At 70.8% G+C, this 22,244-nt stretch carries 23 protein-coding genes; 9 read left to right on the top strand and 14 right to left on the bottom strand.

Features of this window, described 5'->3' with window-relative positions; genetic code table 11:
- Positions 1-57: 57 nt before the first annotated feature.
- Positions 58-1,500 carry a proline--tRNA ligase gene (proS, locus tag ABGB01_RS16430; protein ID WP_347774175.1) on the bottom strand — a complete coding sequence of 481 codons (1,443 nt, stop codon included), beginning with the start codon at positions 1,498-1,500 and terminating at the stop codon, positions 58-60.
- 157 nt (positions 1,501-1,657) lie between these two features.
- Positions 1,658-2,824, bottom strand: a complete 1,167-nt coding sequence (locus ABGB01_RS16425) for an MFS transporter (protein ID WP_347774174.1) — start codon at positions 2,822-2,824, stop codon at positions 1,658-1,660.
- A 114-nt stretch (positions 2,825-2,938) separates the two neighbouring features.
- On the opposite strand from ABGB01_RS16425, the gene ABGB01_RS16420 reads away from it, so the two are divergent.
- Positions 2,939-3,973 carry a DUF5937 family protein gene (locus ABGB01_RS16420; protein WP_347774172.1) on the top strand — a complete coding sequence of 345 codons (1,035 nt, stop codon included), beginning with the start codon at positions 2,939-2,941 and terminating at the stop codon, positions 3,971-3,973.
- A 42-nt stretch (positions 3,974-4,015) separates the two neighbouring features.
- On the opposite strand, the gene ABGB01_RS16415 is transcribed toward ABGB01_RS16420, so the two are convergent.
- The gene (locus ABGB01_RS16415) at positions 4,016-4,180 is read right to left on the bottom strand and encodes a hypothetical protein (protein WP_347774171.1); all 165 of its coding nucleotides are present in this window, start codon (positions 4,178-4,180) and stop codon (positions 4,016-4,018) included.
- Between the two features lie 586 nt (positions 4,181-4,766).
- Here ABGB01_RS16415 and ehuB point away from each other — a divergent pair.
- The 4 genes from ehuB to ehuA are packed head-to-tail and all read left to right on the top strand — an operon-like array spanning position 4,767 to position 7,896.
- On the top strand, positions 4,767-5,696 hold the full coding sequence (gene ehuB / locus ABGB01_RS16410) for an ectoine/hydroxyectoine ABC transporter substrate-binding protein EhuB (RefSeq protein WP_347774169.1): 930 nt from the start codon (positions 4,767-4,769) through the stop codon (positions 5,694-5,696).
- Positions 5,697-5,706: 10 nt separating this feature from the next.
- Positions 5,707-6,438 (top strand): ectoine/hydroxyectoine ABC transporter permease subunit EhuC, encoded by a 732-nt coding sequence (gene ehuC, locus ABGB01_RS16405; protein WP_347774167.1) that lies wholly within the window; start codon positions 5,707-5,709, stop codon positions 6,436-6,438.
- On the top strand, positions 6,435-7,088 hold the full coding sequence (gene ehuD / locus ABGB01_RS16400; protein ID WP_347774166.1) for an ectoine/hydroxyectoine ABC transporter permease subunit EhuD: 654 nt from the start codon (positions 6,435-6,437) through the stop codon (positions 7,086-7,088). The genes ehuC and ehuD overlap by 4 nt, the downstream gene beginning before the upstream one ends.
- A gap of 46 nt (positions 7,089-7,134) precedes the next feature.
- On the top strand, positions 7,135-7,896 hold the full coding sequence (gene ehuA / locus ABGB01_RS16395; protein ID WP_347774213.1) for an ectoine/hydroxyectoine ABC transporter ATP-binding protein EhuA: 762 nt from the start codon (positions 7,135-7,137) through the stop codon (positions 7,894-7,896).
- A 76-nt stretch (positions 7,897-7,972) separates the two neighbouring features.
- Here the strand turns inward: ehuA and katG are convergent, their stop codons facing one another.
- From katG to ABGB01_RS16380, 3 genes are all read right to left on the bottom strand, one after another.
- Entirely contained in the window at positions 7,973-10,204 is a 2,232-nt protein-coding gene (katG, locus tag ABGB01_RS16390) for a catalase/peroxidase HPI (protein ID WP_347774165.1), read from the bottom strand.
- A 31-nt stretch (positions 10,205-10,235) separates the two neighbouring features.
- A complete protein-coding gene (locus ABGB01_RS16385) occupies positions 10,236-10,673 on the bottom strand; it encodes a Fur family transcriptional regulator (RefSeq protein WP_347617628.1) in 438 nt (145 codons plus the stop codon).
- A 73-nt stretch (positions 10,674-10,746) separates the two neighbouring features.
- Positions 10,747-11,202, bottom strand: a complete 456-nt coding sequence (locus tag ABGB01_RS16380) for a hypothetical protein (protein WP_347774164.1) — start codon at positions 11,200-11,202, stop codon at positions 10,747-10,749.
- A 150-nt stretch (positions 11,203-11,352) separates the two neighbouring features.
- Between ABGB01_RS16380 and ABGB01_RS16375 the strand changes: the two genes are divergently transcribed.
- Positions 11,353-12,096, top strand: coding sequence for an NUDIX domain-containing protein (locus ABGB01_RS16375; protein ID WP_347774163.1), 744 nt, complete (start codon positions 11,353-11,355; stop codon positions 12,094-12,096).
- A 29-nt stretch (positions 12,097-12,125) separates the two neighbouring features.
- On the opposite strand, the gene ABGB01_RS16370 is transcribed toward ABGB01_RS16375, so the two are convergent.
- Genes ABGB01_RS16370 through ABGB01_RS16350 form a run of 5 tightly spaced genes read right to left on the bottom strand, consistent with a single transcriptional unit; the run spans position 12,126 to position 16,174 of the window.
- Positions 12,126-12,737: a methyltransferase domain-containing protein gene (locus ABGB01_RS16370; RefSeq protein WP_347774162.1), complete on the bottom strand. Its 612-nt coding sequence runs from the start codon at positions 12,735-12,737 to the stop codon at positions 12,126-12,128.
- The gene (locus ABGB01_RS16365; protein WP_347774161.1) at positions 12,734-13,348 is read right to left on the bottom strand and encodes a TIGR04282 family arsenosugar biosynthesis glycosyltransferase; all 615 of its coding nucleotides are present in this window, start codon (positions 13,346-13,348) and stop codon (positions 12,734-12,736) included. The genes ABGB01_RS16370 and ABGB01_RS16365 overlap by 4 nt, the downstream gene beginning before the upstream one ends.
- A 29-nt stretch (positions 13,349-13,377) precedes the next feature.
- Positions 13,378-13,752, bottom strand: a complete 375-nt coding sequence (locus ABGB01_RS16360; RefSeq protein WP_347774160.1) for a hypothetical protein — start codon at positions 13,750-13,752, stop codon at positions 13,378-13,380.
- Entirely contained in the window at positions 13,749-14,852 is a 1,104-nt protein-coding gene (locus ABGB01_RS16355; RefSeq protein WP_347774159.1) for a molybdopterin-dependent oxidoreductase, read from the bottom strand. Before ABGB01_RS16355 ends, ABGB01_RS16360 begins: the two co-directional genes overlap by 4 nt.
- Positions 14,849-16,174, bottom strand: a complete 1,326-nt coding sequence (locus tag ABGB01_RS16350) for a glycosyltransferase 87 family protein (protein ID WP_347774158.1) — start codon at positions 16,172-16,174, stop codon at positions 14,849-14,851. Before ABGB01_RS16350 ends, ABGB01_RS16355 begins: the two co-directional genes overlap by 4 nt.
- Before the next feature lie 130 nt (positions 16,175-16,304).
- Here ABGB01_RS16350 and ABGB01_RS16345 point away from each other — a divergent pair, with 130 nt between their 5' ends.
- Together ABGB01_RS16345 and ABGB01_RS16340 are read left to right on the top strand one after the other, a co-directional pair.
- The gene (locus tag ABGB01_RS16345; protein ID WP_347774157.1) at positions 16,305-17,285 is read left to right on the top strand and encodes an NAD-dependent epimerase/dehydratase family protein; all 981 of its coding nucleotides are present in this window, start codon (positions 16,305-16,307) and stop codon (positions 17,283-17,285) included.
- Positions 17,282-17,938, top strand: coding sequence for a glycosyltransferase family 2 protein (locus ABGB01_RS16340; RefSeq protein ID WP_347774156.1), 657 nt, complete (start codon positions 17,282-17,284; stop codon positions 17,936-17,938). The genes ABGB01_RS16345 and ABGB01_RS16340 overlap by 4 nt, the downstream gene beginning before the upstream one ends.
- 12 nt (positions 17,939-17,950) lie before the next feature.
- Here the strand turns inward: ABGB01_RS16340 and ABGB01_RS16335 are convergent, their stop codons facing one another.
- From ABGB01_RS16335 to ABGB01_RS16325, 3 genes are all read right to left on the bottom strand, one after another.
- Positions 17,951-18,532, bottom strand: coding sequence for a hypothetical protein (locus tag ABGB01_RS16335; protein ID WP_347774154.1), 582 nt, complete (start codon positions 18,530-18,532; stop codon positions 17,951-17,953).
- A gap of 148 nt (positions 18,533-18,680) precedes the next feature.
- The gene (locus ABGB01_RS16330) at positions 18,681-18,902 is read right to left on the bottom strand and encodes a hypothetical protein (protein WP_347774153.1); all 222 of its coding nucleotides are present in this window, start codon (positions 18,900-18,902) and stop codon (positions 18,681-18,683) included.
- 336 nt (positions 18,903-19,238) lie between these two features.
- On the bottom strand, positions 19,239-20,108 hold the full coding sequence (locus ABGB01_RS16325) for a hypothetical protein (protein WP_347774152.1): 870 nt from the start codon (positions 20,106-20,108) through the stop codon (positions 19,239-19,241).
- A gap of 399 nt (positions 20,109-20,507) precedes the next feature.
- On the opposite strand from ABGB01_RS16325, the gene ABGB01_RS16320 reads away from it, so the two are divergent.
- The gene (locus tag ABGB01_RS16320) at positions 20,508-22,169 is read left to right on the top strand and encodes a serine/threonine-protein kinase (RefSeq protein ID WP_347774151.1); all 1,662 of its coding nucleotides are present in this window, start codon (positions 20,508-20,510) and stop codon (positions 22,167-22,169) included.
- Positions 22,170-22,244 lie beyond the last annotated feature (75 nt).

The raw sequence follows: 22,244 nt of genomic DNA, 5'->3' as shown, positions 1-22,244 counted from the left end.
CGCGGCGCGTGCCTGGGCGGAGACGCACATGGACGAGCTGATCGACGCCCGCGAGAGTCAGTAGGCCCGCCCGAAGATGACCCGCTTGCCGTAGGCGGAGGCATCACCGCAGAGCACGCACCGCCCGGTCTCGGGGGCGCCGTCGAGCGGAACGCAGCGCGGAGTCGCCGCGACCTTGGCCTTGATGTCGGCCTCGCACGCGGCTTTGCCGCAATGCAACGCCAACGCCCATCCCGCCGCGACGGCCTCCGTGAAGGAGTCCCAGGTGTCCACCGTCACGGTGTGACCGTCGCGGAACTCGGTGGCCCGCCGGAGCAGGAAGGCCTGGAAATCCTCGAGCACGCCGGGAAGGAGCTCCGGCGCGGACGACAGCGGGATGCTCTGCTTGCCCTCGTCGCCGAGCCGCCTGGCCATCACCACGGTGCCGGACTCGAGGTCGCGCGGGCCGAGCTCGAGCCGTACGGGAGCGCCGCGCAGCTCCCAGTCGTTGAACCGGAAACCGGGCGAGAGCTGCGCACGATCGTCGACGTGGACGCGCACCCCGGCCGCCTTGAGCCGCCCCGCGAGCTCCCGCGCCGCGGCCGCGGTCTGCACGCCCTGCTCGCCGCGTCCGATCGGCACGATGACCACCTGGTAGGGGGCCAGCCTGGGCGGCAGGACCAGCCCCTTGTCGTCGCCGTGGGTCATGATGACCCCGCCGATCATCCGCGTCGACATGCCCCATGACGTGGTGTGACACAGCTCCAGCTGCCCGGCTTCCGAGGTGTACTGGATGTCGAAGGCCTTGGCGAAGTTGGTGCCCATGTAGTGGGAGGTGCCGGCCTGGAGCGCCTTGCCGTCCCGCATCATGCCCTCGATGGTGAACGTACGGACCGCGCCGGCGAACCGCTCACCGGCCGTCTTCTCACCCGGCACCACCGGGATCGCCGCGACGTCCCGCGCGACCTCCGTGTAGAGATCGAGCGCCAGCATCGTCTCGCGCATCGCGTCGGCCTCGCCGGCGTGCGCCGTGTGCCCCTCCTGCCAGAGGAACTCCGTCGTGCGCAGGAACATGCGCGGCCGCAACTCCCAGCGCACGACGTTGGCCCACTGGTTGAGCAGGAGCGGCAGGTCACGGTGGGATGAGACCCACTTGGCCATCATCTCGCCGATGATCGTCTCCGAGGTGGGCCGGACGATCAGCGGCTCCTCGAGCTCCTTGCCGCCGGCGTGCGTGACGACGGCGAGCTCGGGCGAGAACCCCTCGACGTGATTCGCTTCGCGCTGGAGGTAGCTCTCGGGGATAAGGAGAGGGAAATAGGCGTTCTCGTGCCCGGTGTCCTTGATCCGGCGGTCGAGCTCGTCCTGGATGAGCTCCCACAGGCGGTAGCCGTACGGTCGGATGACCATGGTGCCCTTGGCCGGGCCCCTGTCGACGAGCTGCGCCTTGGCGACCAGCTCGTTGTACCAGGCCGAGAAGTCCTCATGCTGAGGAGTCACACCACGTTCGTCACGTCCCATGACCGGAGAATATCGCGCGTAGCTGCGGGCGCCCTCTATTTGATATCTGACGACCTCCACGAGAGACTCGACGCCGTCAACTGGCCAACACAGTGCTCACCGAGATCCGCCGCCGCACCGCACATAAGCGGTGGCTCCTCGCAGCTCCGTCTCTTCGCTAGTCGGCGGGGATCATCATAGCTGCGTGCCGGGCCACCGCGGCGGCGCCCGCGCCGGCCAGGACGAAGAGGGCGGCCAGGCCGACCCAGCCCGCAGTGCCGTGTTCGACGGCGGTGGTGGCGAGGATCGGGGAGAACATGGCGGCGATCGCGTAGCCGGTCTGGCTGAGGCCTTGGTAGGCGCCGGCGCTGCGCTGGTCGGCCAGTTCGAAGGCCATGCCCCAGCCACCCGCCTCGCCCAGGATCTCACCCATGGTGTGGGTGAACGCGGCCAGGACGAACAGGACGCAGGCGACGATCATGTTTCCGTAGCCGGCCAGGGCGTAGAGACCGCATGCCATCGCGAGCAGCCACGAAGCGCGTCTGACCGTGCGCCCGGCCTTGCGCACGTCGTCGGTGCCGCGCGAGGCGCGCACCTGGAGTGCGGCCACGACCACGGTGTTGAGGACGAGTAGCACGGAGACGATGGCGGTGGGCGCGTCGGTGGTGGCCACCCAGAGCGGCATGCCGACGGTCAGCAGGCCGAACTGCGTGGCCACCACGGTGTTGCACGCCACGCTCGCGATGTACGTACGGTCCCTGAGCGGCGAAGGCCCGGTGGACGCGGTGCGCTCCCTGACGGCGGTCATCCTGGCGGCGAGCTCCGGCACTTGACGCCCGAGCCCGGCCAGCGGCACGGTGGCCGCCAGCAGCAAGACGCCGGCGACGACCACCGCCACACGGTACGCCGGCGCGGTGCCGATCAGGAGCGCCGCCGCAGCAGCCACCGTGCCCAGGCCGATGAAGACGTTCGTGACCACGCGCATCCTGGCCCGGACCTCGACCCGCTCCGGGCCGGTGTACCACCGCGCCAGCATCGCCTGCTTCGACGAGGAGCCCACCGAACGCGTGATCACGGCCAGGCAGGCGATCAGGGTGAACACGACGGCGTCGGAGACGAACGTGTAGGCGAGCAGCGCAACCCCGTTGAGCCCTGTCGCCACCGTCTGGACGTGGTGCGCGCCGACCCGGTCAGCCAGCCACCCTCCCGCGTACGAGGCCAGCACCCCGGTGCCGCCCGCGATGCCCAGCCCGAGACCCACCGTCGTCGCGCTGAGCCCGATGACGAGCGTGAAGTACAGCGTGCTGACGGTGTAGAAAACGCCGCTGGAGAGCGCGAACGCCATAGTGCTTACGGTCAGTGAGCGGGCGACGCGGTCCTTAGGGAAAAAGGTCTGGATCACGCGGGCCTTTATCCAGCAATAGGGCCTTTGTCGCCAATTGATGTAGCGTCTGGCTTCATGGCAGGGCTGATCGAGTACGGCCTCGCGGGGATGGACGTGGCCGACGTCCGCTTCGCCATCTCGCCGCTCAACGAGCTCACGCTGTCGTTGCGCACGTTCCGCGACCCTGGGCGCTATCCCGTGCACCTGCCCTGGCTGCGCCGCACGGAGCAGGCCCGATCCACGCTGGACGTGCCCCTGCTGCGGGCGCTCACCAACGACGACATGTGGACACCTGACTACCTGTCACCCCGCCCCCACGCCCCGCTTACCCGCATCGACGACGAACTCGCCACAGTCGCCCGCGTGCCCGTGGACCGGGTGCTCGACGACCTGCGCGCCCTCCACCCCCGGCTCCCGGAGCCGCTGCGCGGCGACCCGTCGGCCCGCATCCTGGACGCGCTGCGGGACTACTGGCGCACCTGCTTCGTGCCCTGGTGGCCCAGAATGCGCGCGGTCCTGCAGGCCGACGTGGTCCACCGCGGCCAGGTCATCTCGGCCCACGGCCTGGCCGCGATGTTCGCCGACCTCAGCGAGCGCGTTCAGCTGAAGGACGGCGTCGTACGCATGCGGCTGATCAGCGACACCCGCTACCGGCGCTCCACCAGCGGCGAGGGCCTCACCCTGGTCCCGACCCTCTTCAGCCGGGCCGCCACCGTCCCCATCTCCCCGTCCGAGCCCCCTTTGATCATGTACGGCACTCGGGGCGTCGGCACGCTCTGGCAACCGGAGCCCCGTCACTCCCCCGGGGTGCTCACCGACCTTCTGGGCGCCACCCGGGCGGGGCTGCTCGCCATGCTTGAGACCCCCGCCTCATCGACCGAACTCTCCGGCCGCCTGGGCGTCACCCCCTCGGCCGTCAACCAGCACCTGCGCACCCTCCGCGCTACCGGCCTCCTCGCCAGCGCCCGCCACGGCCGCTCGGTCCTCTATCTACGCTCGGAACTCGGCGACGCCCTCGTCGCCGGATCAGGACTTCGGGCCGTCGGTGTCGACCGCGGAGCGGAGGACGCTGCCCACCCCGGTCCCGGTCGGTTCGGCCAGGAGGCCTGAGACGGTGGCCCGGCCCGGCCGGGCGCGCTCGTCGTGAGGTTCTCACCGGAGCACGCGATGACCGCGCACCTCACGGGCCGCCGCGACATCGGCCTCGAAATCATCGTCGAGTGTCCCCGCGCTTCTGGCCAGGAACGCCTTGACCATGCGCCCTGGTGCGACGGGTGCGGGGCCGATCACGGCGATGTGCTTCCCTCCGCGGGTCACGCCAAGTTCTACTTGCTTGACCTGGGACAGTGCCGGTGCGCCCGCACGTGGTGCCGGTGGGACGGGTGGGTTTACCCAGGTCACAGGTTGACATCAATGTCACGTAACGCGAATCACATATTTTCTCTCTGGACAAGCGCCCCGTGCTCTGTTTGAGATCATCTCGTGACGGCCTCGAAAGCGTTTCGGCGGGATGGGGAGATCACGGTCAGCGGCGACGTTTCCCCAGCTCAGGCTGGGTAGTATGCGCACGAGGCAGGAAGTTTAACCCACCAGGCGACTCGGAAAACGGACAAGCCATTTTCCCTACCCGGTGATGCCGGGGCCCCAAACATCGCGGACCGAAAACGGTTCGGAGGAGCACACAGGTCCGTCCGCTAGGTTCGGGGCCCATGTTGGCGAAACGCATCGCCGGTTCGACGTACGCATGGAGGCCCTGCCCGCGTGCGCGGGGCCGGGTGTCTTCGAGCGGCGCCGAAGCGGCGGAGCGCATCGCGAGGCCACGGTACCTCCGGGCCTTCCTCTTTTGCACGGGAAACCGTTCGGATGAACATAGTAACGACAACGGCACGAACGGGAGTGAAGCGTGACGGCCAACCGTTGGACGCGTCGGGATTTCTTCAGAACCTCGGGACTCACTGCGGCGGCCCTCGTCGGCGGCCCCGCACTCATCGCCGGTTGCAGCCGCGTCGACGAAGGCACCACGGGTGCCTCGCAGAGCGCTGACCCCCTCGCCCGCTTCAAGCAGACGGGCACCATCAAGGTCGGCATCGCCAACGAGCAGCCGTACGGCTACCGCGACAAGGACGGCAACCTGACCGGCGAGGCCCCAGAGGTGGCCCGCGTGATCTTCAAGGCGCTCGGTGTGGACAACCTGGAAGCGCAGATCGTCGACTCCTTCGGCTCCCTGATCCCCGGGTTGCAGTCGAAGCAGTACGACTTCATCGCCGCCGGCATGTTCATCATCCCCGAGCGGTGCTCGCAGATCGCCTTCTCCAACCCCGACTACGCCGGCACGACCGCGTTCCTGGTCGCCAAGGGCAACCCGAAGAAGATCACCAGCTTCGAGGAGATCGCGAAGGGCGGCGCCAAGGTCGGCGTGCTCGAAGGCGCCGTCGAGAAGGGTTACGCCGAGGCCGGTGGCGTGAAGGGCGGCCAGATCCAGGTCTTCCCCAACCAGAACGCGGCTTTCAAGGGCATCCTCGCCGGCCGCGTGGACGCCATCGCGCTGACCGCCGTCTCGCTGCGCTGGACGCTCCAGCAGCAGTACGCGGACGAGCCGCTGGAGGTGACCGAGTCGTTCGTGCCGGTCGTCGACGGCAAGGAGCAACTCGGCGCGGGCGGGTTCGGCTTCCGCAAGGAGGACACCGGGCTCCTCGAGGCGTTCAACGCCGAGCTGAAGAAGTTGCAGGACTCGAACGGCGTGCTGCCGCTCATCGAGAAGTTCGGCTTCACCAAGACCGAGGTCGACAACGCCGCCAAGCTCACCGCCCAGCAGCTCTGCGCGGGTTCCTGACGCGAGCATGATGACTGTCAACCCGTGCAGCGGGGACCTGCCAGGCGTCTTCGGCGAGACGATGCCCTTCCTGTGCCAGGGGGCCGCGGTCACGTTGCAGAGCGCGGCGGGCGGCGCCGCGCTCGCCATCGTCATCGCCCTGGTCGTGGGGCTGATGGCGTCCTCGCCGCTGCGGACGGTCCGGGGCGTCGCCCGCGTCTACATGGAGTTCTTCCGCGGCACGTCGGTCCTCGTCCAGCTGTTCTGGCTCTTCTACGCGATGCCCATCCTCACGGGCTACCAGCTGGACAAGGTTTTCGCCGGCGTGCTGGCGCTCGGCCTCAACCTCGGCGCCTACGGCTCGGAGGTGGTGCGCGGCGCGCTGCAGGCCGTGCCCCCCAGCCAGCGTGAGGCCGCGATCGCGCTGAACTTCACGCCGTTGCAGCGGATGCGCCACGTCATCCTGCCGCAGGCGTTCGTCGAGATGATCCCCCCGATGAACAACCTGCTCATCGAGTTGCTCAAGGCGACGTCGCTGCTGTCGGTCATCACCGTGGCCGACCTCGCCTACGAGGGCCGGCTGCTCGTCAACTCCGGCAGCGACCAGCTGATCGTGTTCGCGCTGATGCTGGTCATCTACTTCCTGTTCTCGTACGCGATCACGTTGGTGATGCGGTTCGTCGAGCGGCGGGCCGCGCGCATGGTGGGCCGGGGCAAGCCGCGGCGGCGGCGGGCCACGGCGGCAGTGGAGGCGGCACGATGATCTGGGACTGGGACTGGACGCTGGAGATCCTGCCCCGGCTGCTCACGCAGGGACTGCTGGTCACCGTGCAGGCGACGCTCGGCGGCGCGGTGCTCGCGTTCGTGCTGGGGTTGTTCGTGGCGCTGCTGCGCCGCTCGCGCAGGGCGTACATCAGCCGGCCGGTGGGCGCGGTCATGGAGTTCATCCGCAGCACGCCGCTGCTGGTGCAGCTGTTCGTGCTCTACTACGTGCTGCCGGACTTCGGGATCAAGATGACCGCGCTGACGACGGGCATCATCGGGCTGGGCGTGCACTACGCCGCCTACACCTCGGAGGTCTACCGTGCGGGCATCGACGGTGTGCCGAAGGGGCAGTGGGAGGCGGCGATCGCCCTCAACATGCCCCGCCCCTACACCTGGATCAGCGTCATTCTCCCGCAGGCCGTACGCCGGGCGCTGCCCGCCCTGGGCAACTACGTCGTGGCGATCTTCAAGGAGTCGCCGCAGCTGTCCGTGATCACTGTCGTCGACGTCGTCGGGCTCGCTCGCGGGGTCGGCTCCGAGAGCTTCCGGTACCTGGAGCCGATGACCATCGCCGGGCTGTTCTTCCTGCTCATCGCGATCCCGGCGTCGATACTTGTCCGTCGTATGGAGCGCCGTCTTGATACCTGACACGCAGTCCGAGAAAGATCCACATGTGGGCAACGACCAGCAGTGGATGATCCAGTTCGACAAGGTCGTCAAACGGTTCGGCGACGTGACGGTCCTGAACGAGCTCGACTTCCACGTCAAGCCCGCCGAACGCGTCACCCTGATCGGGCCGAGCGGGTCGGGCAAGACGACGATCCTGCGCCTGCTGATGACCCTCGAACGGGTCACCTCGGGCACCATCGAGGTCGACGGGCAGTGCCTGTCCCACATGAAACGTGGCGACCGCATCGTGCCCGCCGACGAGAAGCACCTGCGTCAGGTCCGCAAGAAGATCGGCATGGTGTTCCAGCAGTTCAACCTGTTCCCCAACATGAACGTGCTGCGCAACATCACCGAGGCGCCGGTGCGGGCCCTCGGCGTCCCGCGCGAGAAGGCGGAGGAGAAGGCGCGCGAGCTGCTGGAGATGGTGGAGCTGTCCGACAAGGCGCTCGCGCACCCGTCGCAGCTGTCGGGAGGCCAGCAGCAGCGGGTCGCGATCGCGCGGGCGCTCGCGATGGAGCCGGAAGTGCTGCTGCTCGACGAGGTCACCTCGGCGCTCGACCCGGAGCTCGTCTCCGGCGTGCAGTCCCTGCTGCGTGACATCGCGCGTTCGAGCAACCTGACCCTGCTGTGCGTCACCCACGAGATGAACTTCGCCAGGGACATCTCCCACCGGGTTCTCATGTTCGACCAGGGGCAGATCGTCGAGGACGGGCCTCCGGAGCAGATCTTCAACGAGCCGGAGCAGCAGCGCACGCGGGACTTCCTCCAGGCGGTGCTGGACGCCTGACCTTCTTCTTCAGGCGGTGCTGGACGCCTGCGGACGTCCAGGCCGGCCCGCGCCGGCCGGCCTGGACGCCGTCTGATCAGCGCAGGTCGAACCGGCCCAGGTTCATCACCTTGTCCCACGCCGCGACGAAGTCGGTCACGAACTTCTCGCTCGCGTCGTCGCTCGCGTAGACCTCCGCGAGCGCGCGCAGCTCGGAGTTCGAGCCGAAGACGAGGTCGGCCCGGGTGCCGGTCCACTTGACCTCGCCCGTGACGCTGTCGCGGCCCTCGAACGTGGTCTGGTCCGGCGAGGTCGACTTCCACGTCGTGCCCAGGTCGAGCAGATTGACGAAGAAGTCGTTGGTGAGCTTCCCGGGTGTCTCGGTGAGGACGCCGAGCGGCGACTGCCGGTGGTTCGCGCCCAGGACGCGCAGGCCGCCGACGAGCACGGTCATCTCGGGCGCGCTCAGGGTGAGCAGGTTGGCCCGGTCGAGCAGCAGGAACTCGGCGGGCAGCCGGTGGCCCTTCCCGACGTAGTTGCGGAAGCCGTCGGCGGTGACCTCCATCGCCGCGAACGACTCCACGTCGGTCTGCTCCTGCGAGGCGTCCACGCGGCCCGGCGTGAAGGGCACCTGGACGTCGAAGCCGGCGTCCTTGGCGGCCTTCTCGACGGCCGCGCACCCGCCGAGCACGATCAGGTCGGCCAGCGAGACCTGCTTGCCGCCGGTCTGGGCGGCGTTGAAGGCCTGCTGGACCCCCTCAAGAGAGCGCAGCACCAGCGCCAGCTCGTCGGGGTCGTTGACCTCCCACCCGTTCTGCGGCTCGAGGCGGATGCGGGCGCCGTTGGCGCCGCCGCGCTTGTCGCTGCCGCGGAACGACGAGGCCGACGCCCACGCCGTGGACACGAGCTGCGACACCGACAGGCCCGAGGCCAGGATCTTGCCCTTGAGCTCGGCGATGTCCGCCGCGTCGATGAGCTCGTACGTCCTGGCGGGCAGCGGGTCCTGCCACAGCAGCGTCTCGGACGGGACCTCCGGACCGAGGTAGCGCTCGACCGGGCCCATGTCGCGGTGGGTCAGCTTGAACCACGCCCTGGCGAACGCGTCCGCGAACGCGTCGGGGTTCTCCAGGAAGCGGCGCGAGATCGGCTCGTAGACCGGGTCGACCCGCAGCGACAGGTCGGTGGTCAACATGGTCGGGGCGTGACGCTTCGACGGGTCGTGGGCGTCGGGCACGCTGCCGGCGCCGGCGCCGTCCTTCGGCCGCCACTGGTTGGCGCCCGCCGGGCTCTTGAACAGCTCCCACTCGTAGCCGAAGAGGATCTCGAAGAAGCTGTTGTCCCACGTGGTCGGGGTGTCGGTCCAGATGCCTTCGAGGCCGCTGGTGATGGTGTCGGCGCCCTTGCCGGTGCCGAAGGCGTTGCGCCAGCCGAGGCCCTGCTCCTCGAAGGAGGCCGCCTCGGGGTCGGGGCCGACGTGGTCGGACGGGCCCGCGCCGTGGGTCTTGCCGAAGGTGTGACCGCCCGCGATCAGGGCGACCGTCTCCTCGTCGTTCATCGCCATGCGGCGGAACGTCTCGCGGATGTCACGGGCCGCGGCGAGCGGGTCGGGGTTGCCGTTCGGGCCCTCCGGGTTGACGTAGATGAGGCCCATCTGCACCGCGCCGAGCGGGTTCTCCAGCTCGCGGTCGCCGGTGTAGCGCTCGTCGCCGAGCCAGGTGGACTCGGGACCCCAGTAGACGTCCTCCTCCGGCTCCCACACGTCCTCGCGGCCGCCGGCGAAGCCGAAGGTCTTGAAGCCCATCGACTCCAGGGCGACGTTGCCGGACAGGACCAGCAGGTCGGCCCAGGACAGGTTCTTGCCGTACTTCTTCTTGACCGGCCACAGCAGGCGGCGGGCCTTGTCGAGGTTGGCGTTGTCCGGCCAGCTGTTGAGGGGGGCGAAACGCTGCTGGCCGGAGCCGGCGCCGCCGCGGCCGTCGCTGACCCGGTAGGTGCCCGCGCTGTGCCACGCCATCCGGATGATGAACGGGCCGTAGTGGCCGAAGTCGGCCGGCCACCAGTCCTGCGAGGTGGTCAGCGCCTCCGCGATGTCGCGCTTCACGGCCGCGAGGTCGAGGCTCTTGAACGCCTCGGCGTAGTCGAACTCCGCGCCGAGCGGGTTGGCCACGGCAGGGTTCTTGGCGAGGATCTTCAGGTTGAGCCGCTCAGGCCACCACTGGCGGTTTCCGCCGCCCTGCGTCGGGTGCAGCGCGCGCTCGTGCGCCACCGGGCAGCCGCCCTCGCCCTCGGTTTTGGGGTCAGTGACGATTGCTTCGTGGTTCTCGGACATGGATTCCTTCCGATATCGGGCTTCCTGGCACTCAGGAACTGCGACTGGTGGAACAGCCGGGGCACAGGCCCCAGTAGATGACCTCGGCCTCGTCGATGGAGAAACCGTGGTCGTCCGACGCGGCCAGGCAGGGTGCGTGACCGACCGCGCAGTCGACGTCGGCGACGGCACCGCACGACCGGCACACGACGTGGTGGTGGTTGTCCCCGACCCGCCCCTCGAACAGGGCGGCGCTGCCGGCCGGCTCGATGCGGCGTACGAGGCCCGCGGCGGTGAGCGCGTGAAGGGCTTCGTACACGGCTTGCAAGGAGATGTGGCCGACGCGCTCGCGCACCCCGGCGGCGATCGCCTCGACGCCGAGGTGGTCACCGTGCCTGACGGTCTCCAGCAGCGCGACGCGGGCCGCCGTCACCCGAAGCCCTGCCCCGCGCAGCTCATCGGCGGTCGTCGGCGTCTTGGGTGCGGTCATGGCCGCCACCGTATCCCCATAAACACGAACGATACAAGATAACGAACCATGCAATTTAATGGCGTGTCGCGGATCAGGCTCCGGTCTCGTCGAGGCGGACGAAGGTCGCCCCTGCGGCGGCGGCGCGGGCGCCGAGGACGTGCCCGTCGCACATCCGCGTCTCCGTGCCGGCCCGGTCGATCACCTTCCAGGTCACCGGCTCCTCGCACGGCCGGCCGAGCCGGTCATGGTCCCAGGTGCGCCCGCACACGCGGCACGTGGTGACACCGGCCCTGGAGGACAGGGTGTTGCCGTGCTCGGGGCAGACACCCCACGGCAGGCCGCACGGCTGGACCTGAAGCCTGGCCAGGTCGGCGGCCGCCCGGTGGAGGTCTTCCGCGCCCCGCGCCAGCAGGCTCGCGGCCTGCCGCGCGGTCGTGAGGGGCTCGGGCTCCGGCCGGGCGGCGCGGTCGCAGAGCGCCAGGACCTCGGCGGTGAGCGCCTCGGCGCGGCTCGCGAGGTCGCGCAGGTGTGCGGGAGTGACGGTCATGTCGGCGTCCATCTCGCGAGGGCCGGCGTGCGCACGGCGGGAATGGGTGCAGATCTGGACCCTACGTCTTATCCGGCGCGACGGGTGCTCCGGCGACAAAGGTCAGGTCAAGTCCGGTGATGAAGTCGTCACCAAGGGTGACCATGGAGTATGACCCGACCGTTGCCGCGCTCGCCCGGCGTCGAGCTCCTGGACGTCCACCGGCTCTCCCTGGTCGAGACCGCCGCACCCCGGCTGTCGCCGGACGAGCGGGCGGCCATGGACCGCCTGTGGGAGGAGGCGGTCCTGGCCAACCCGAGCCTCTTCGACGGTCCGGTGGTGGCGTGCGCGAGCCTCGGCTGGGAAGGGCCCCACAGCCTGGTGATCTCCTGGGTACGCACGACGTTCCGGCATCACGTCCTGCGCCGGGTCACGGGCTCCGCCGCGTGGTTGCCGTCCCTCTTCGTCGCCGTCGTGCAGCCGGCGGACGACGGGCGCCTGCTGGTCGGGCGGATGTCGCGGGTCACGGTCGCGCCCGGCCGCTGGCAGCTGCCCGGCGGCTCCATGGAACCGCCCCAGGGCGACGAGCCCCTCGACCTGGCCGCGCTGGGCAGGCACGCCGCCCGCGAGCTGGCCGAGGAGACCGGCGTCGACACGGCCCCCGACGACCTGAGCCTCTGGCTCGTCACGCGCGGAGCCACCGGGAACGTCGGCGTGCTGTTCAGCGCGCCGAGCCGGTCGGCGGCGTTCCTGCGCGAACGGTTCGCGGCCCTGCAGGCCGCGGAGGAGCACCCGGAGTTCGACCGGATCGCCCTGGTACGCTCCCCGGCCGAGCTGGGCGGTCCGCTGGTCGACTACCTGGAGCCGGTCGTCCGCCGCTGCCGGCGGTCGGGTCAGATCATGCACATGTCCTGACGCCCGACTGACGGTGCCCGGACCTGCGTCTAGTGCAGGCGTGCCAGCCAGCGGCCGTGCGCGGTCCAGCAGTCGGCGTCCGCGAAGCCGGCGGCCAGCCCGATCCGCCGGACGTCACTTGCGGAAACCGTCGCCCAGCCGAACCATTCCCCGGCCAGCGGCCCACGGCGCAGCCGGAGCCGGTCCACCCGGCTGCGTGTTCCTGGCGGCGCGACCTCGGCCACGATCGTGCCGCCCGGCCGCAGGAGCTGCCTGACCCTGTGCAGCAGCACTTCGGGGTTGCCGCCGATGCCGATGTTGCCGTCGGCGAGCAACGCCGTCGCATAGCGGCCGCTGCCTGGAACGTCGTCGAAGACGTCCCTGAGCAACGCGAAGCCTCCGGCGCGGCGGGTCAGGGCGACGGCGCGCGGTGTGATGTCGATGCCGAGCGCGCGGATCCCGCGCCGGGTCAACGCCGCCGTGAGACGTCCGGGACCGGAGCCGACGTCCAGCGTGGGGCTGGAGCAGCGGCTCAGGAGCTCCTCGTCTCCGTCGATCGGCTCGAACCAGCGGGCGGTCTCCAGCGTGGAGCGGGTGCCGTCCACGTATTCGAGCTCGGCGTTCTCCCCCGCGAGGGCGTCGGCGTACAGTTCCCCGATCATCGGCTCAGCTCCCGCAGCGCGGCGGCGAAACAGGACGCGGGCGCCCCGGCGGCGACGGCGGCGGCGTCCGCCGCGGTGTCGACGTCGGTCAGCTCGGGCAGGTGGTGTACGGCCAGCCCGGCGCGATCGAGCCGGTCCAGCTGGAGCTTGCCGGTCTCCGGATGTGACATGGGCACCCCCAGGAGCAGCTCGGGCTCAGGCCGTCGCAGGCCGAGCAGCCAGAAGCCGCCGTCGGCGGCCGGGCCGTACACCGCGTCGTGCTGCTCCAGAGCCTGCCCGGCCTCGCGCAGCAGCGCGGGGGTGACCTGCGGGGTGTCCATGCCGATCAGTACGACGGGGTCCGGCCGCAGCCGATGGGCGTCGGCGAAGGCCGCCGCAAGGCGCTCGTCCAGGCCGGCGCCGCGCTGCGGGATCACCACGAACCCGGCGGGCAGCCACCGGCCCGGCAGCCCGTCGAGGGCGAGCACGCGCTGGGTGGCCGGCGCCGCGGCGACGGCGCGCACGCTGTCGCGGAGCGCGGCCTGGGCGAGTGCGGCGGCCTCGGCCGGGCTGTACGGCGGGGTGAGGCGGGTCTTGACCTTCCCCGGCAGCGGTTCCTTGGCGATGACCACGATCTGGAACGGGTGATGGCTCAGGGTGCTCAGTCCTTCCTGGAAGCCGACAGCAGGTGATCCCCCACCGCGAGCAGGGTGATGGCTGCGAGGACGATGACGAGGTTGACGCCGTACGACAGCGGGAGGATCGACGGGTTGTCAGCCCGACGGCCCAGCGCCAGCACGGTGGGGAGGGTGGCGAGCACCAGGGTCGCCGCCAGGATCAGGGCGGTCCGCAGGGACCGGGGCCACCGGCCGATCACCGTGCCGGCCGCCGCCACACCCGGGGCGAGCAGGGCGTCGTGGACGACGAGCACCCCGCCGAACCACAGAGCCCACCCGATCAGCACGCCCTCCAGCGCGAGCCCGGCCAGTCCCAGGACGATCAGGGCGCCGCCGGCCGCGTAGCCGACCCATTTCATGTCACCTTCACTTCCTTGACCCACTTGGTCTGCAGGGCGCCCGGCCGATTCGGTGCGATCAGGCGCACCGGAAAGCCGTGGTCGGCGCTCAGCGTCTCCCCGTTGATCCGCAGGGCCAGCAGCGTCAGCGGATCGCTCCAGTGAGGCGGGCGGATCTCGCTGCTGCGATACCCTCCCGCCCGCTCCAGGGACTCGACGACGACGAAGGCGTCCGGGGAGGCGCCGGCGGAAAGGAGCAGGTCACGCAGCCGTACGCCGGTCCACTCGCACTCCACGCTCCAGCCCTCCACGCACGCGATCGGCAGGCGTACGGTGTGCTGGGGCAGCCGTAGCAGGTCGGCGTAGCCGAGCGACGCGGGCGTGCGTACGGCGCCCGTGACCAGCAGCCGGTAGTCGTCGGGGACGGTGGCCACGCCGGCCGCGGCCGCCGACCTGTTGACGGGCGCGCCCTGAGGGCCGACGCGGGGATCGCGCGGGGCCAGGACGGCCAGCCGGGCCAGCGGGGTGACCGCCTCGCCCGCGGTGACCAGGGCGGTCAGGCCGCAGGCCGCGGCGACGGTGAACAACAGGCGTCTGCGTTCCTGGCTCTCCACGCGGGTCCACAGGTTCCGCCTGACCTTCGCCCACTCGTTGGCCACGTGGATCAGCAGCGCGCCGTAGACGACGTACGCCGTCCAGTAGTGCGCCTGGAGGAAGCCGAACGGATACGGGTAGACGTAGGCGATGTTCAGTGTCCCGGTGACGAGCTGGAACAACGCGCCCGCCACCAGGAGCAGCACGCACAGGCGTTCGACGGCGTGGCCGGCGGAGCGGAACGGCGGCCACTGCCACAACTTCGGTTGGACCGCCCAGAGCTTGGCCAGCAGCAGCGGGACCGTGGCGATCCCGCCGATGACGTGCAGCCCCTGGGTGACCCGGTAGAGGTTGACCGGCCGGGAAGGCCACAGCAGCCAGGCGGGCGGGTGCTGCATGAAATGGCTGAACAACCCGGTGACGAACGCGACGGTGAAGCTCACGCCCAGCCAGATACCCAGCTTGGCGGCCATCTGCTCGGAGCGCAGTCCGCTGGTGAACTTGGCGGAGATGGTGCTGAGGTTCATGGGCGTACCTCCGCGGGACGAGGCCTCCGTACGGCCCAGCCGATCAGCACGGCCAGTACGGCGGCGGCGTAGAAGGGGGCGCCGAGGTTGTCGGGGTCGGCCGGGCCCGCGGTGTAGGCGACCGCGCCCGCCAGGGCGGCGCCCAGCCATTCCCCCCGCCCGTCCATGGCGACCAGGGCGACGACCAGCAGCGCGTACCAGGAGTACCCGGGGGTGAACAGCAGCAGGAGCGAGCCGCTGACCAGCAGCGCGCCCTGCCAGGGACGGGTGGTGTCGCCGTACCGCAGGACGAGGAGGGCCACCAGGACGAGCAGCGCGATCGCGGCATAAGGGGCCCAGGAGTCCGGGAGGAGCAGCCGCAGGACGGCGTAGCGGTTGCCGTGGCCGGCTCCGTCGTAGCGCTCCTCCTCGAGGTAGCCAGGCAGGTATCCCAGGACGGCGGTGCCCGAGGCCAGCACGTAGGGGAGGTAGGACAGCGCCACCACGAGCACGGCGGGCACCATGGTGACGAGGAGGCGCCGCCACGCCACGCCGTTCGCCAGCACGCCGGACAGGGCGCCGGGCAGCGCCGTAGCGGGCAGCAGCTTGGCCGCCACGGCCGCGCCGAGCAGCGTGCCGCGGGCACGTCCGGCGCCGGCCGCGCCGACCGCGCCGAACGCCAGCACCACCAGCAGCACGCCGAGCATGTCGACGTGCGCGTTGTTCACGGCCTCAATCGGCACCGCGGGACACCACGCCCAGTAGGCCGCCCGCCGCGCGCCCGCCGTCCGGCACAGCGCCACCAGCGCGAGCACGGCCATCACCCAGCCGCCGAGCTGGAGGACCTTGTGCCGGGAGCCCTCCGGCGAGAGCCAGTGGACCAGCAGGAAGTACCCCTGCGCGACCGGCGGGTAGATCGTGGGCTCGGCGGGGCGGTTGATCCTGGTGCAGCCGTCGCCGGGCAGGGGCCACAGGCGGGGCGCGTCGCAGGCGGGCGGGAAGAGCCAGTCGTCGCGTAACCCGGCCAGCGCGGGGTCGGCCGGCGGGTGGTCGTAGGGGGAGATGCCCGCGGCCTGCACCCGGCCGTCCCAGGCGTACCGGAAGGAGTCGGTGCTGCTGCTCGGCGGGGCCGCCAGCCCGGTCGCCGCCAGCAGGATCCCGCCGGCGACGACCAGCGCGCCGAGCCGCCGCTCCGGCACCCGCCTGACCAGCCACAGGGCGGCCGCGAAAAGCGCCCAGGCCGCCAGGGTCCAGCCCAGGCCGGGCGGCCCGGCGACCATCCTGAGCAGGACGGCCGCCAGGGCGGCGAGGGTGCCGCAGGCGAGGAGCAGGCTTCGGTTCACGAGCGGCAGCCTCGCATCCCCGAGCCGCTCCCGGACTCCGGCGGCGACGTCTGTTCGCCGTCCGTAAGAGCCCTTACGAACCGCTTACGTCTCTTCGGCGCGGCCGGGGTTACGGGCTAGCGTCGGCGGCGTGAGAGTGATGGTCACCGGCTCGGCCGGTTTCATCGGCGGGCACGTGGCCGAGACGCTGGAGGCGGCGGGTCACGAGGTCGCCGGCCTGGATCTGCGCGACGGCGCCGACGTGCGTGACGCGGCGATCCTGGACACGCTGCTGCCGGGCGTCGACGTCGTCGTGCACCAGGCCGCCAAGGTGGGGCTCGGCGTGGACGTCTCCGACCTGCCCGGCTACGCCTCGGTCAACGTGTACGGCACCGCCGTCCTGCTGGCCGCCATGGCCAGGCACGGGATCGGCCGCCTGGTGCTCGCCTCCTCCATGGTGATCTACGGCGAGGGCGACTACGAGTGCGTACGGCACGGCCGGTTCCGGCCGGGGCCGCGTACCGTGCCGGACCTGGAGCGGCGCCGGTTCGAGCCGGCCTGCCCGCAGTGCGGCGAGCCGGTGCGCTGCGCCTCCATCGGCGAGGACGCCGCACCCGATCCGCGCAACGCCTACGCCACCAGCAAGCTCGCCCAGGAACACCTGAGCGCCAACTGGGCAAGGGAGACGGGCGGGAGCGCCGTGGCGCTCAGATACCACAACGTGTACGGCCCGCGCATGCCCCGCGACACCCCCTACGCGGGAGTGGCCGCGATCTTCCGCTCCGAGCTGGCGGCGGGCCGCGCTCCGAAGGTGTTCGAGGACGGCCGCCAGCTCCGGGATTTCGTGCACGTGCGCGACGTCGCCCGTGCGAACCTGGCGGCGGTCATGGCCCCGTCGCAGCCCGGTGCGCTGAGGGCGTACAACATCGCCAGCGGCGCCCCGCACACCGTGGGCGAGATGGCGGACGCGCTGGCCGCCGAGCAGGGCGGGCCAAGCCCGGAGATCACCGGAGGCTACCGGTTGGGCGACGTCCGCCACATCGTGGCCTCACCCGAACGGGCCGGCCTCGAACTCGGCTTCCGTGCCGAGATCGGCTTCGACGCCGGTATGAAGGAGTTCGCCCGGTCATGACAGTGGATGTGATCCTGCCCTGCCTGAACGAGGAGGCCGCGCTCGGCTGGGTCCTCGGACGCATGCCCGCCGGCTATCGCCCTGTCGTGGTCGACAACGGCTCGACCGACCGCTCGGCCGAGGTCGCCCGCGAGCTCGGCGCCCACGTCGTGCACGAGCCGCGGCGCGGCTTCGGCGCCGCCTGCCACGCCGGCCTGCTGGCCGCGACCGCCGACGTCGTCTGCTTCATGGACGCCGACGCCTCACTCGACCCTCGCCAGCTCCCCGCGGTGGTGGCGCCGGTCACCGGCGGCCACGCCGACCTGGTGCTCGGCGCCCGCCGGCCGCGCACGGTGGGCGTCTGGCCCTGGCATGCCCGGCTCGGCAACGCCGTCCTCGCCCGCATTCTGCGCCGCCGCACCGGGGCCCCGCTGCACGACCTCGGGCCGATGCGGGCCGCCGGGCGCGAGCGGCTCCTTGCGCTCGGGCTGGCCGACCGCCGGTTCGGCTATCCGTGCGAGATGGTCCTGCGTGCCGCCGCCGCCGGCTGGCGGATCACCGAGACAGAGGTCGACTACCTGCCCAGGACGGGACGCTCCAAGGTGACCGGGACCGTTCGCGGCACCCTGCAGGCCGTCTCCGACATGCGGCGCGTCATGGCCGAACTCGGGTGATCCCGCAGTGCTTCACAGCTTGCCGTCGAGGAACACGACGCGGTGGCCGGCCAGGCGGGCGGTGATCCCGTCGACGAAGCCGGTGCGGAGCGGCGGCCAGCCCCAGAACGTGAAGCCCAGGTGGCCGAACGCGAAATAGTCGTCGGCCCACCGCCAGCCGGTCGGTTCGACCGGCCGGCCGCAGGACGGGCAGGGGATGACGACGTCGCGCCCCTCGTCCCAGTCGTGCACGACGTCGCGGAAGGGCTCCCACGCCTGGTGGTCGAGCGTGAAGTCGTCGCCCATGAGCTCGACCGTCGCCGAGCAGTGCGGGCAGGTCACCGCCGTCGGGTCGCCCTGCCCCGCGTCGAAGACGGTGCGTCCGACCTTGATTGCCAGGCCGCCCTGCCACGGCCCGCTCCAGCCGGAGGCGTCCACCACCTCGCCGGCGCGCGGGCCCGACGCGTGGCCGAGCTCGGCGCCCAGAACGCAGTCGGTGCGCTCGGCGGCGACCACGCCGGACGAGACCAGCCAGCTCAGCACGCCCTCCGCCAGCGCGCCCGCCTCCTCGGGCGACGCCTCGACGTCCACGATCGTCTGGAACCAATCTCCCACGTGGCTTCCCTCCTGCTCGTCCTGCCAGCTAAACGACGTGAAGCGTACGGCCATCCACCGACATTTCGCTTCGTTTCGCCGGCGATGGAAGCGCCGGCCCGCGTGCCTTCTCCGGCGACCTGGAGGAGCCGTCCCGGGCCCACTGGCGTCAGCGGCGTATTGTGACCCCCTCGTCCGCGTGCCCGGGGGCGGTGAACGCGGCCCTGTGCTCGGCGACGAACTCGGCGAACGACCGGGGCGGGCGCCCGGTCACGTCGGGAACGGTGCTGGTCACGCGGTCCTCCGCGCCGCGCCGGATGTCCTCGTCGAGGGCGGCGAGCAGGGCGGCGTACCTGGGGGACAGGCCGGTGGCGGCGAACCGCTCGGCCATCGCGGCGGCCTCGACGGGCCGGTGCCGTACGGGCCTGGGCCGCGTCCGACCGTGAGCTCGCTCTCCGGCAGTGGCCGCTCCTGCTGTCGGCCCTGCGTCCCGCGGTCGGCTGACCTGCGGCCCGCCCGGCGATCAAGGAAAGGACGTCCCTGATCGCCGGGAGAGGGGGATGGCCGCCGCGGCGTCGGGGGGATCGGCGCGCCGCACCCCGCTCGTCCCGCACGCCGGTCACGCGCAGTCGGCAGGTCGGGCTCCGGCGAGGTGGCGTCGGGCGCGCGCTGAGGATCACGGGGGCCGCGGCTTCACCGGGATCCTCGGGCCCTCACGGGCGAGTCGTCAGCCCTTGCTCCAGATCGCCGCGAAGGTGCTGCCCGCGGTGTCCAGGACGACAGGCTTGTAGCCCAGGGCCTTCATCTTGGTGTTCTGCAGGGTGTAGGTCACGCGGGACAGCTGCAGGTTCTCCTTCAGGCCGCTCGTGGGGCCCTTGCTCCACACAGTGGTGTAGAGCTGGCCGGGCTCGATGGCCATGAGGACGGGGCGCAGGCCCTGCCTGGCCATCGCCAGGAGCTCCTTGCCGCGCTCCTCCACGGTCTGGCCGAGGCTCACCTTGACGGCTCCGGTGGCCGCGCCGGCGACCCAGACGGCCGCGTAGAGCGGCTTCTCGACGGTGCCGTAGACGTCGACCGAGGCGAGGCCGAGGCCGGCGGCGCTGAGCTGGGCGTTGAGCTTCTGGAAGGCGTCCTTGGTCAGGTCGACCTTGGCCTCGGCCTTACCGGAGGCCTTCTTCTCGAAGACCGCCGCGAAAATCGCGCCAGGGCCCGAGCCGGTGCCGCTGATGATGGTGGGCACGTAGCCCAGCTTCAGCTGCTCGGTGATGCGCTTCTGCAGGTCGATGGCCGTCAGACCCTGCAGGACGTTGACCTTGCGGGTGACGTCCTTGACCCAGAGAGACGCGTACTGGGGGTTGGCCGCGTTCGTCACGCTCAGCGCCTGCGGCACGTAGCCGCTCTTCAGCAGCTGCTTGACGCGCTTCAGCTGTGCCAGAGGGTTGAGGCCCTGGATGGGAAGCACGTCGTCCAGCGGCAGGTTCCGCTGGACCGTCGTCGTCGCGGGCTGCGCGGCGGCAGGGGACGCAACAGCCAGCAGGGGAGCGGTGGCCGCCGCCAGAACGGTGCTGATGGCGATGATCCTTCGGGCGCTCCGCATGATCCTCCTCGGGTAAAGGGTGTCCCTTATTTTCGGGCAAGAAGGGACCATAACAGAGGATGAGGGAAATTTGACCATGCGTCACGGCGATCGTGATGCGGCTGTGTCAGATCGTTCACGCCTAGAATGCGATTCGATAACGGGGTGGAAAAGGGCGGCATCTTCGCAGGTCGGAGCAGGTGTCATGAGCAAGATCATCGATGTAATGGCACGGTCTAATCAGCGAACCTGGTGCTCCGAATTTGTTGTCTCGCTCAATTCTCGATTTCTTCGTAAATCGGACATTTCGGTCCCAGTGGTGTGGGCGTGCCGGCCACCTTGATCATCACCCTGGTCGGGGCTCGCGGAATCAAGCGATCTGCTACCTGTCGCCAAGGATCTCTCGGAACAATCACCACTGTGAGTCACGAACCCCAGCACATCGGCCCATACGCCATCGTTCGCCCGCTGGGGGAGGGCGGGATGGGCATCGTGTACCTCGCCCGCGATCGCGAGTCGAAGCTCGTCGCGCTCAAGACACTCCGCCCCGGCCTGGGCGCCGACGCCGACTTCAGGCGCCGGTTCACCGGGGAGATCGAGGCGGCGCGGAAAGTGGCACGCTTCTGTACGGCGCCCGTGCTGGACGCGGGCATCGACGGCGACGTCCCCTACCTCGTCACCGACTACGTCGAGGGCCCCGACCTGGCCGGCGAGATCAAGAAGAAGGGGCCCATGACGGGGGCCGACCTGGAGGCGCTCGCGGTGGGCGTGGCGACCGCGCTCACCGCCATCCACCAGGCCGGGGTTGTGCACCGCGATCTCAAACCCGCCAACATCCTGCTCAGCTCCGTGGGACCGCGCGTGATCGACTTCGGCATCGCCCAGCTGGTGGAGCCGGACGCGACCCGGTCCGCGTCGATCGTGGGCACTCCCGCGTACATGTCGCCGGAGCAGGCCACCGGCGAGCAGGTCACGGCGGCCGGCGACGTGTTCGCCTGGGGCGGCGTGGTGGCGTACGCGGCCACCGGGCGGGCGCCGTTCGGCACGGGCGGCGCGCCGGAGGTGCTGTTCAGAGTGGTTCACTACGCACCCGACCTGCGCGGCATGGACGAGCGGCTGCGGCCGCTGGTGGAGCAGGCGCTGGCCAAGGAGCCGGAGCGGCGGCCGACGGCCCAGCAGCTCCTCGACCGCCTGCTCGGCCGCGAGGCGATCACGGCGGCCACGGCGACGCACCTGGTGAGCGATTCCTGGTCGGCCCGCCTGCTCGACGGCCCTGACCCCTCGTCCGGGCTTCCTGATGGCTCGGACCTCTCGTCTGGGTTGCCTGGCGGCTCGGATCCGTCGTCCGAGAGGCTCGGAGACTCCGACCTCTCGCCCGACGCGGACCCGGTGTCGGCTCCGAGCCGGTTCGGTTGGCCATCCTCGCGCCGGTTCTGGCCTGGCTCTCCGCTCCCGTCCCTGCAGGGTTGGGAGCGGCCGCCGCGCAGGTGGTGGGGCCGGCCGGCGGCGGCGATCGGCGCCGTGCTGCTGGCGTCGGCGGGTACGGCAGCCGTACTGTGGCAGACGTCGCAAACCGGCCCACCCGCGGATGACCGGGTGACCGCCGCGGGCTCCCTGCCGATCGCCGCCAATGCCACACCGCCGGTCACCCGCCCGCCTCGTGATCCGGACGCCCTCGCGCAACGCGACGCGTCGATGAAGAACGCGTCAGGGGAGCGGGTGCCGCTCTCCCTCACGATCAAATCGCTCCACCGGTGGGGCGGCGAGATCCGCTTCGAAGGCACGCTCACGAACCTCAGCTCCACCGGCGCGAGCGCCGACTTCCATTCGATGCTGGGCAGACCGGCGTGGAACCTCCAGGACGTCACCCTGACCCCGTCCGGCACGACCAAGCGGCTCTTCCCCCTCGTGGAGGGCGAGTTCTGCTCGTGCACGCAGTGGTGGAGCCACGCCAACGCGATCGACCCGAACGAGTCCGTCACCCTTCACGCGATCTTCCCCGACGTGCCGGGAGGGAAGGCCGAGAAAGCCGACCTCGACCTGCTGGATCTGGGCACCTTCAAGAACCTCCCCATCGACTAGCGGACCCGAGGGCCTTCCTGCTCAGCCGGAAGCTGAACGCCGCCACCGTGCCCGCCCGTACGTCTACGCTTGGGC

It is taken from the genome of Nonomuraea sp. B5E05, assembly GCF_039880665.1.
GTDB lineage: Bacteria > Actinomycetota > Actinomycetes > Streptosporangiales > Streptosporangiaceae > Nonomuraea.
The sequence above is the reverse complement of the archived record's forward strand: the minus strand, read 5'-3'. Positions and strand labels throughout refer to the sequence as shown.

Bases quoted from the DNA above. Each gene is read 5' to 3' on its own strand.
- ABGB01_RS16360 (WP_347774160.1), bottom strand. From the start codon at position 13,752: ATGAAATGGGTCGGCTACGCGGCCGGCGGCGCCCTGATCGTCCTGGGA.
- ABGB01_RS16325 (WP_347774152.1), bottom strand. From the start codon at position 20,108: ATGCGGAGCGCCCGAAGGATCATCGCCATCAGCACCGTTCTGGCGGCG.
- ehuD (WP_347774166.1), top strand. From the start codon at position 6,435: ATGATCTGGGACTGGGACTGGACGCTGGAGATCCTGCCCCGGCTGCTC.
- ABGB01_RS16385 (WP_347617628.1), bottom strand. From the start codon at position 10,673: ATGACCGCACCCAAGACGCCGACGACCGCCGATGAGCTGCGCGGGGCA.
- ABGB01_RS16375 (WP_347774163.1), top strand. From the start codon at position 11,353: ATGACCCGACCGTTGCCGCGCTCGCCCGGCGTCGAGCTCCTGGACGTC.
- ABGB01_RS16355 (WP_347774159.1), bottom strand. From the start codon at position 14,852: ATGAACCTCAGCACCATCTCCGCCAAGTTCACCAGCGGACTGCGCTCC.
- ABGB01_RS16420 (WP_347774172.1), top strand. From the start codon at position 2,939: ATGGCAGGGCTGATCGAGTACGGCCTCGCGGGGATGGACGTGGCCGAC.
- ABGB01_RS16380 (WP_347774164.1), bottom strand. From the start codon at position 11,202: ATGACCGTCACTCCCGCACACCTGCGCGACCTCGCGAGCCGCGCCGAG.
- proS (WP_347774175.1), bottom strand. From the start codon at position 1,500: ATGGGACGTGACGAACGTGGTGTGACTCCTCAGCATGAGGACTTCTCG.
- ehuA (WP_347774213.1), top strand. From the start codon at position 7,135: ATGATCCAGTTCGACAAGGTCGTCAAACGGTTCGGCGACGTGACGGTC.
- ABGB01_RS16330 (WP_347774153.1), bottom strand. From the start codon at position 18,902: ATGGCCGAGCGGTTCGCCGCCACCGGCCTGTCCCCCAGGTACGCCGCC.
- ehuC (WP_347774167.1), top strand. From the start codon at position 5,707: ATGACTGTCAACCCGTGCAGCGGGGACCTGCCAGGCGTCTTCGGCGAG.
- ABGB01_RS16425 (WP_347774174.1), bottom strand. From the start codon at position 2,824: ATGGCGTTCGCGCTCTCCAGCGGCGTTTTCTACACCGTCAGCACGCTG.
- ABGB01_RS16340 (WP_347774156.1), top strand. From the start codon at position 17,282: ATGACAGTGGATGTGATCCTGCCCTGCCTGAACGAGGAGGCCGCGCTC.
- ABGB01_RS16370 (WP_347774162.1), bottom strand. From the start codon at position 12,737: ATGATCGGGGAACTGTACGCCGACGCCCTCGCGGGGGAGAACGCCGAG.
- katG (WP_347774165.1), bottom strand. From the start codon at position 10,204: ATGTCCGAGAACCACGAAGCAATCGTCACTGACCCCAAAACCGAGGGC.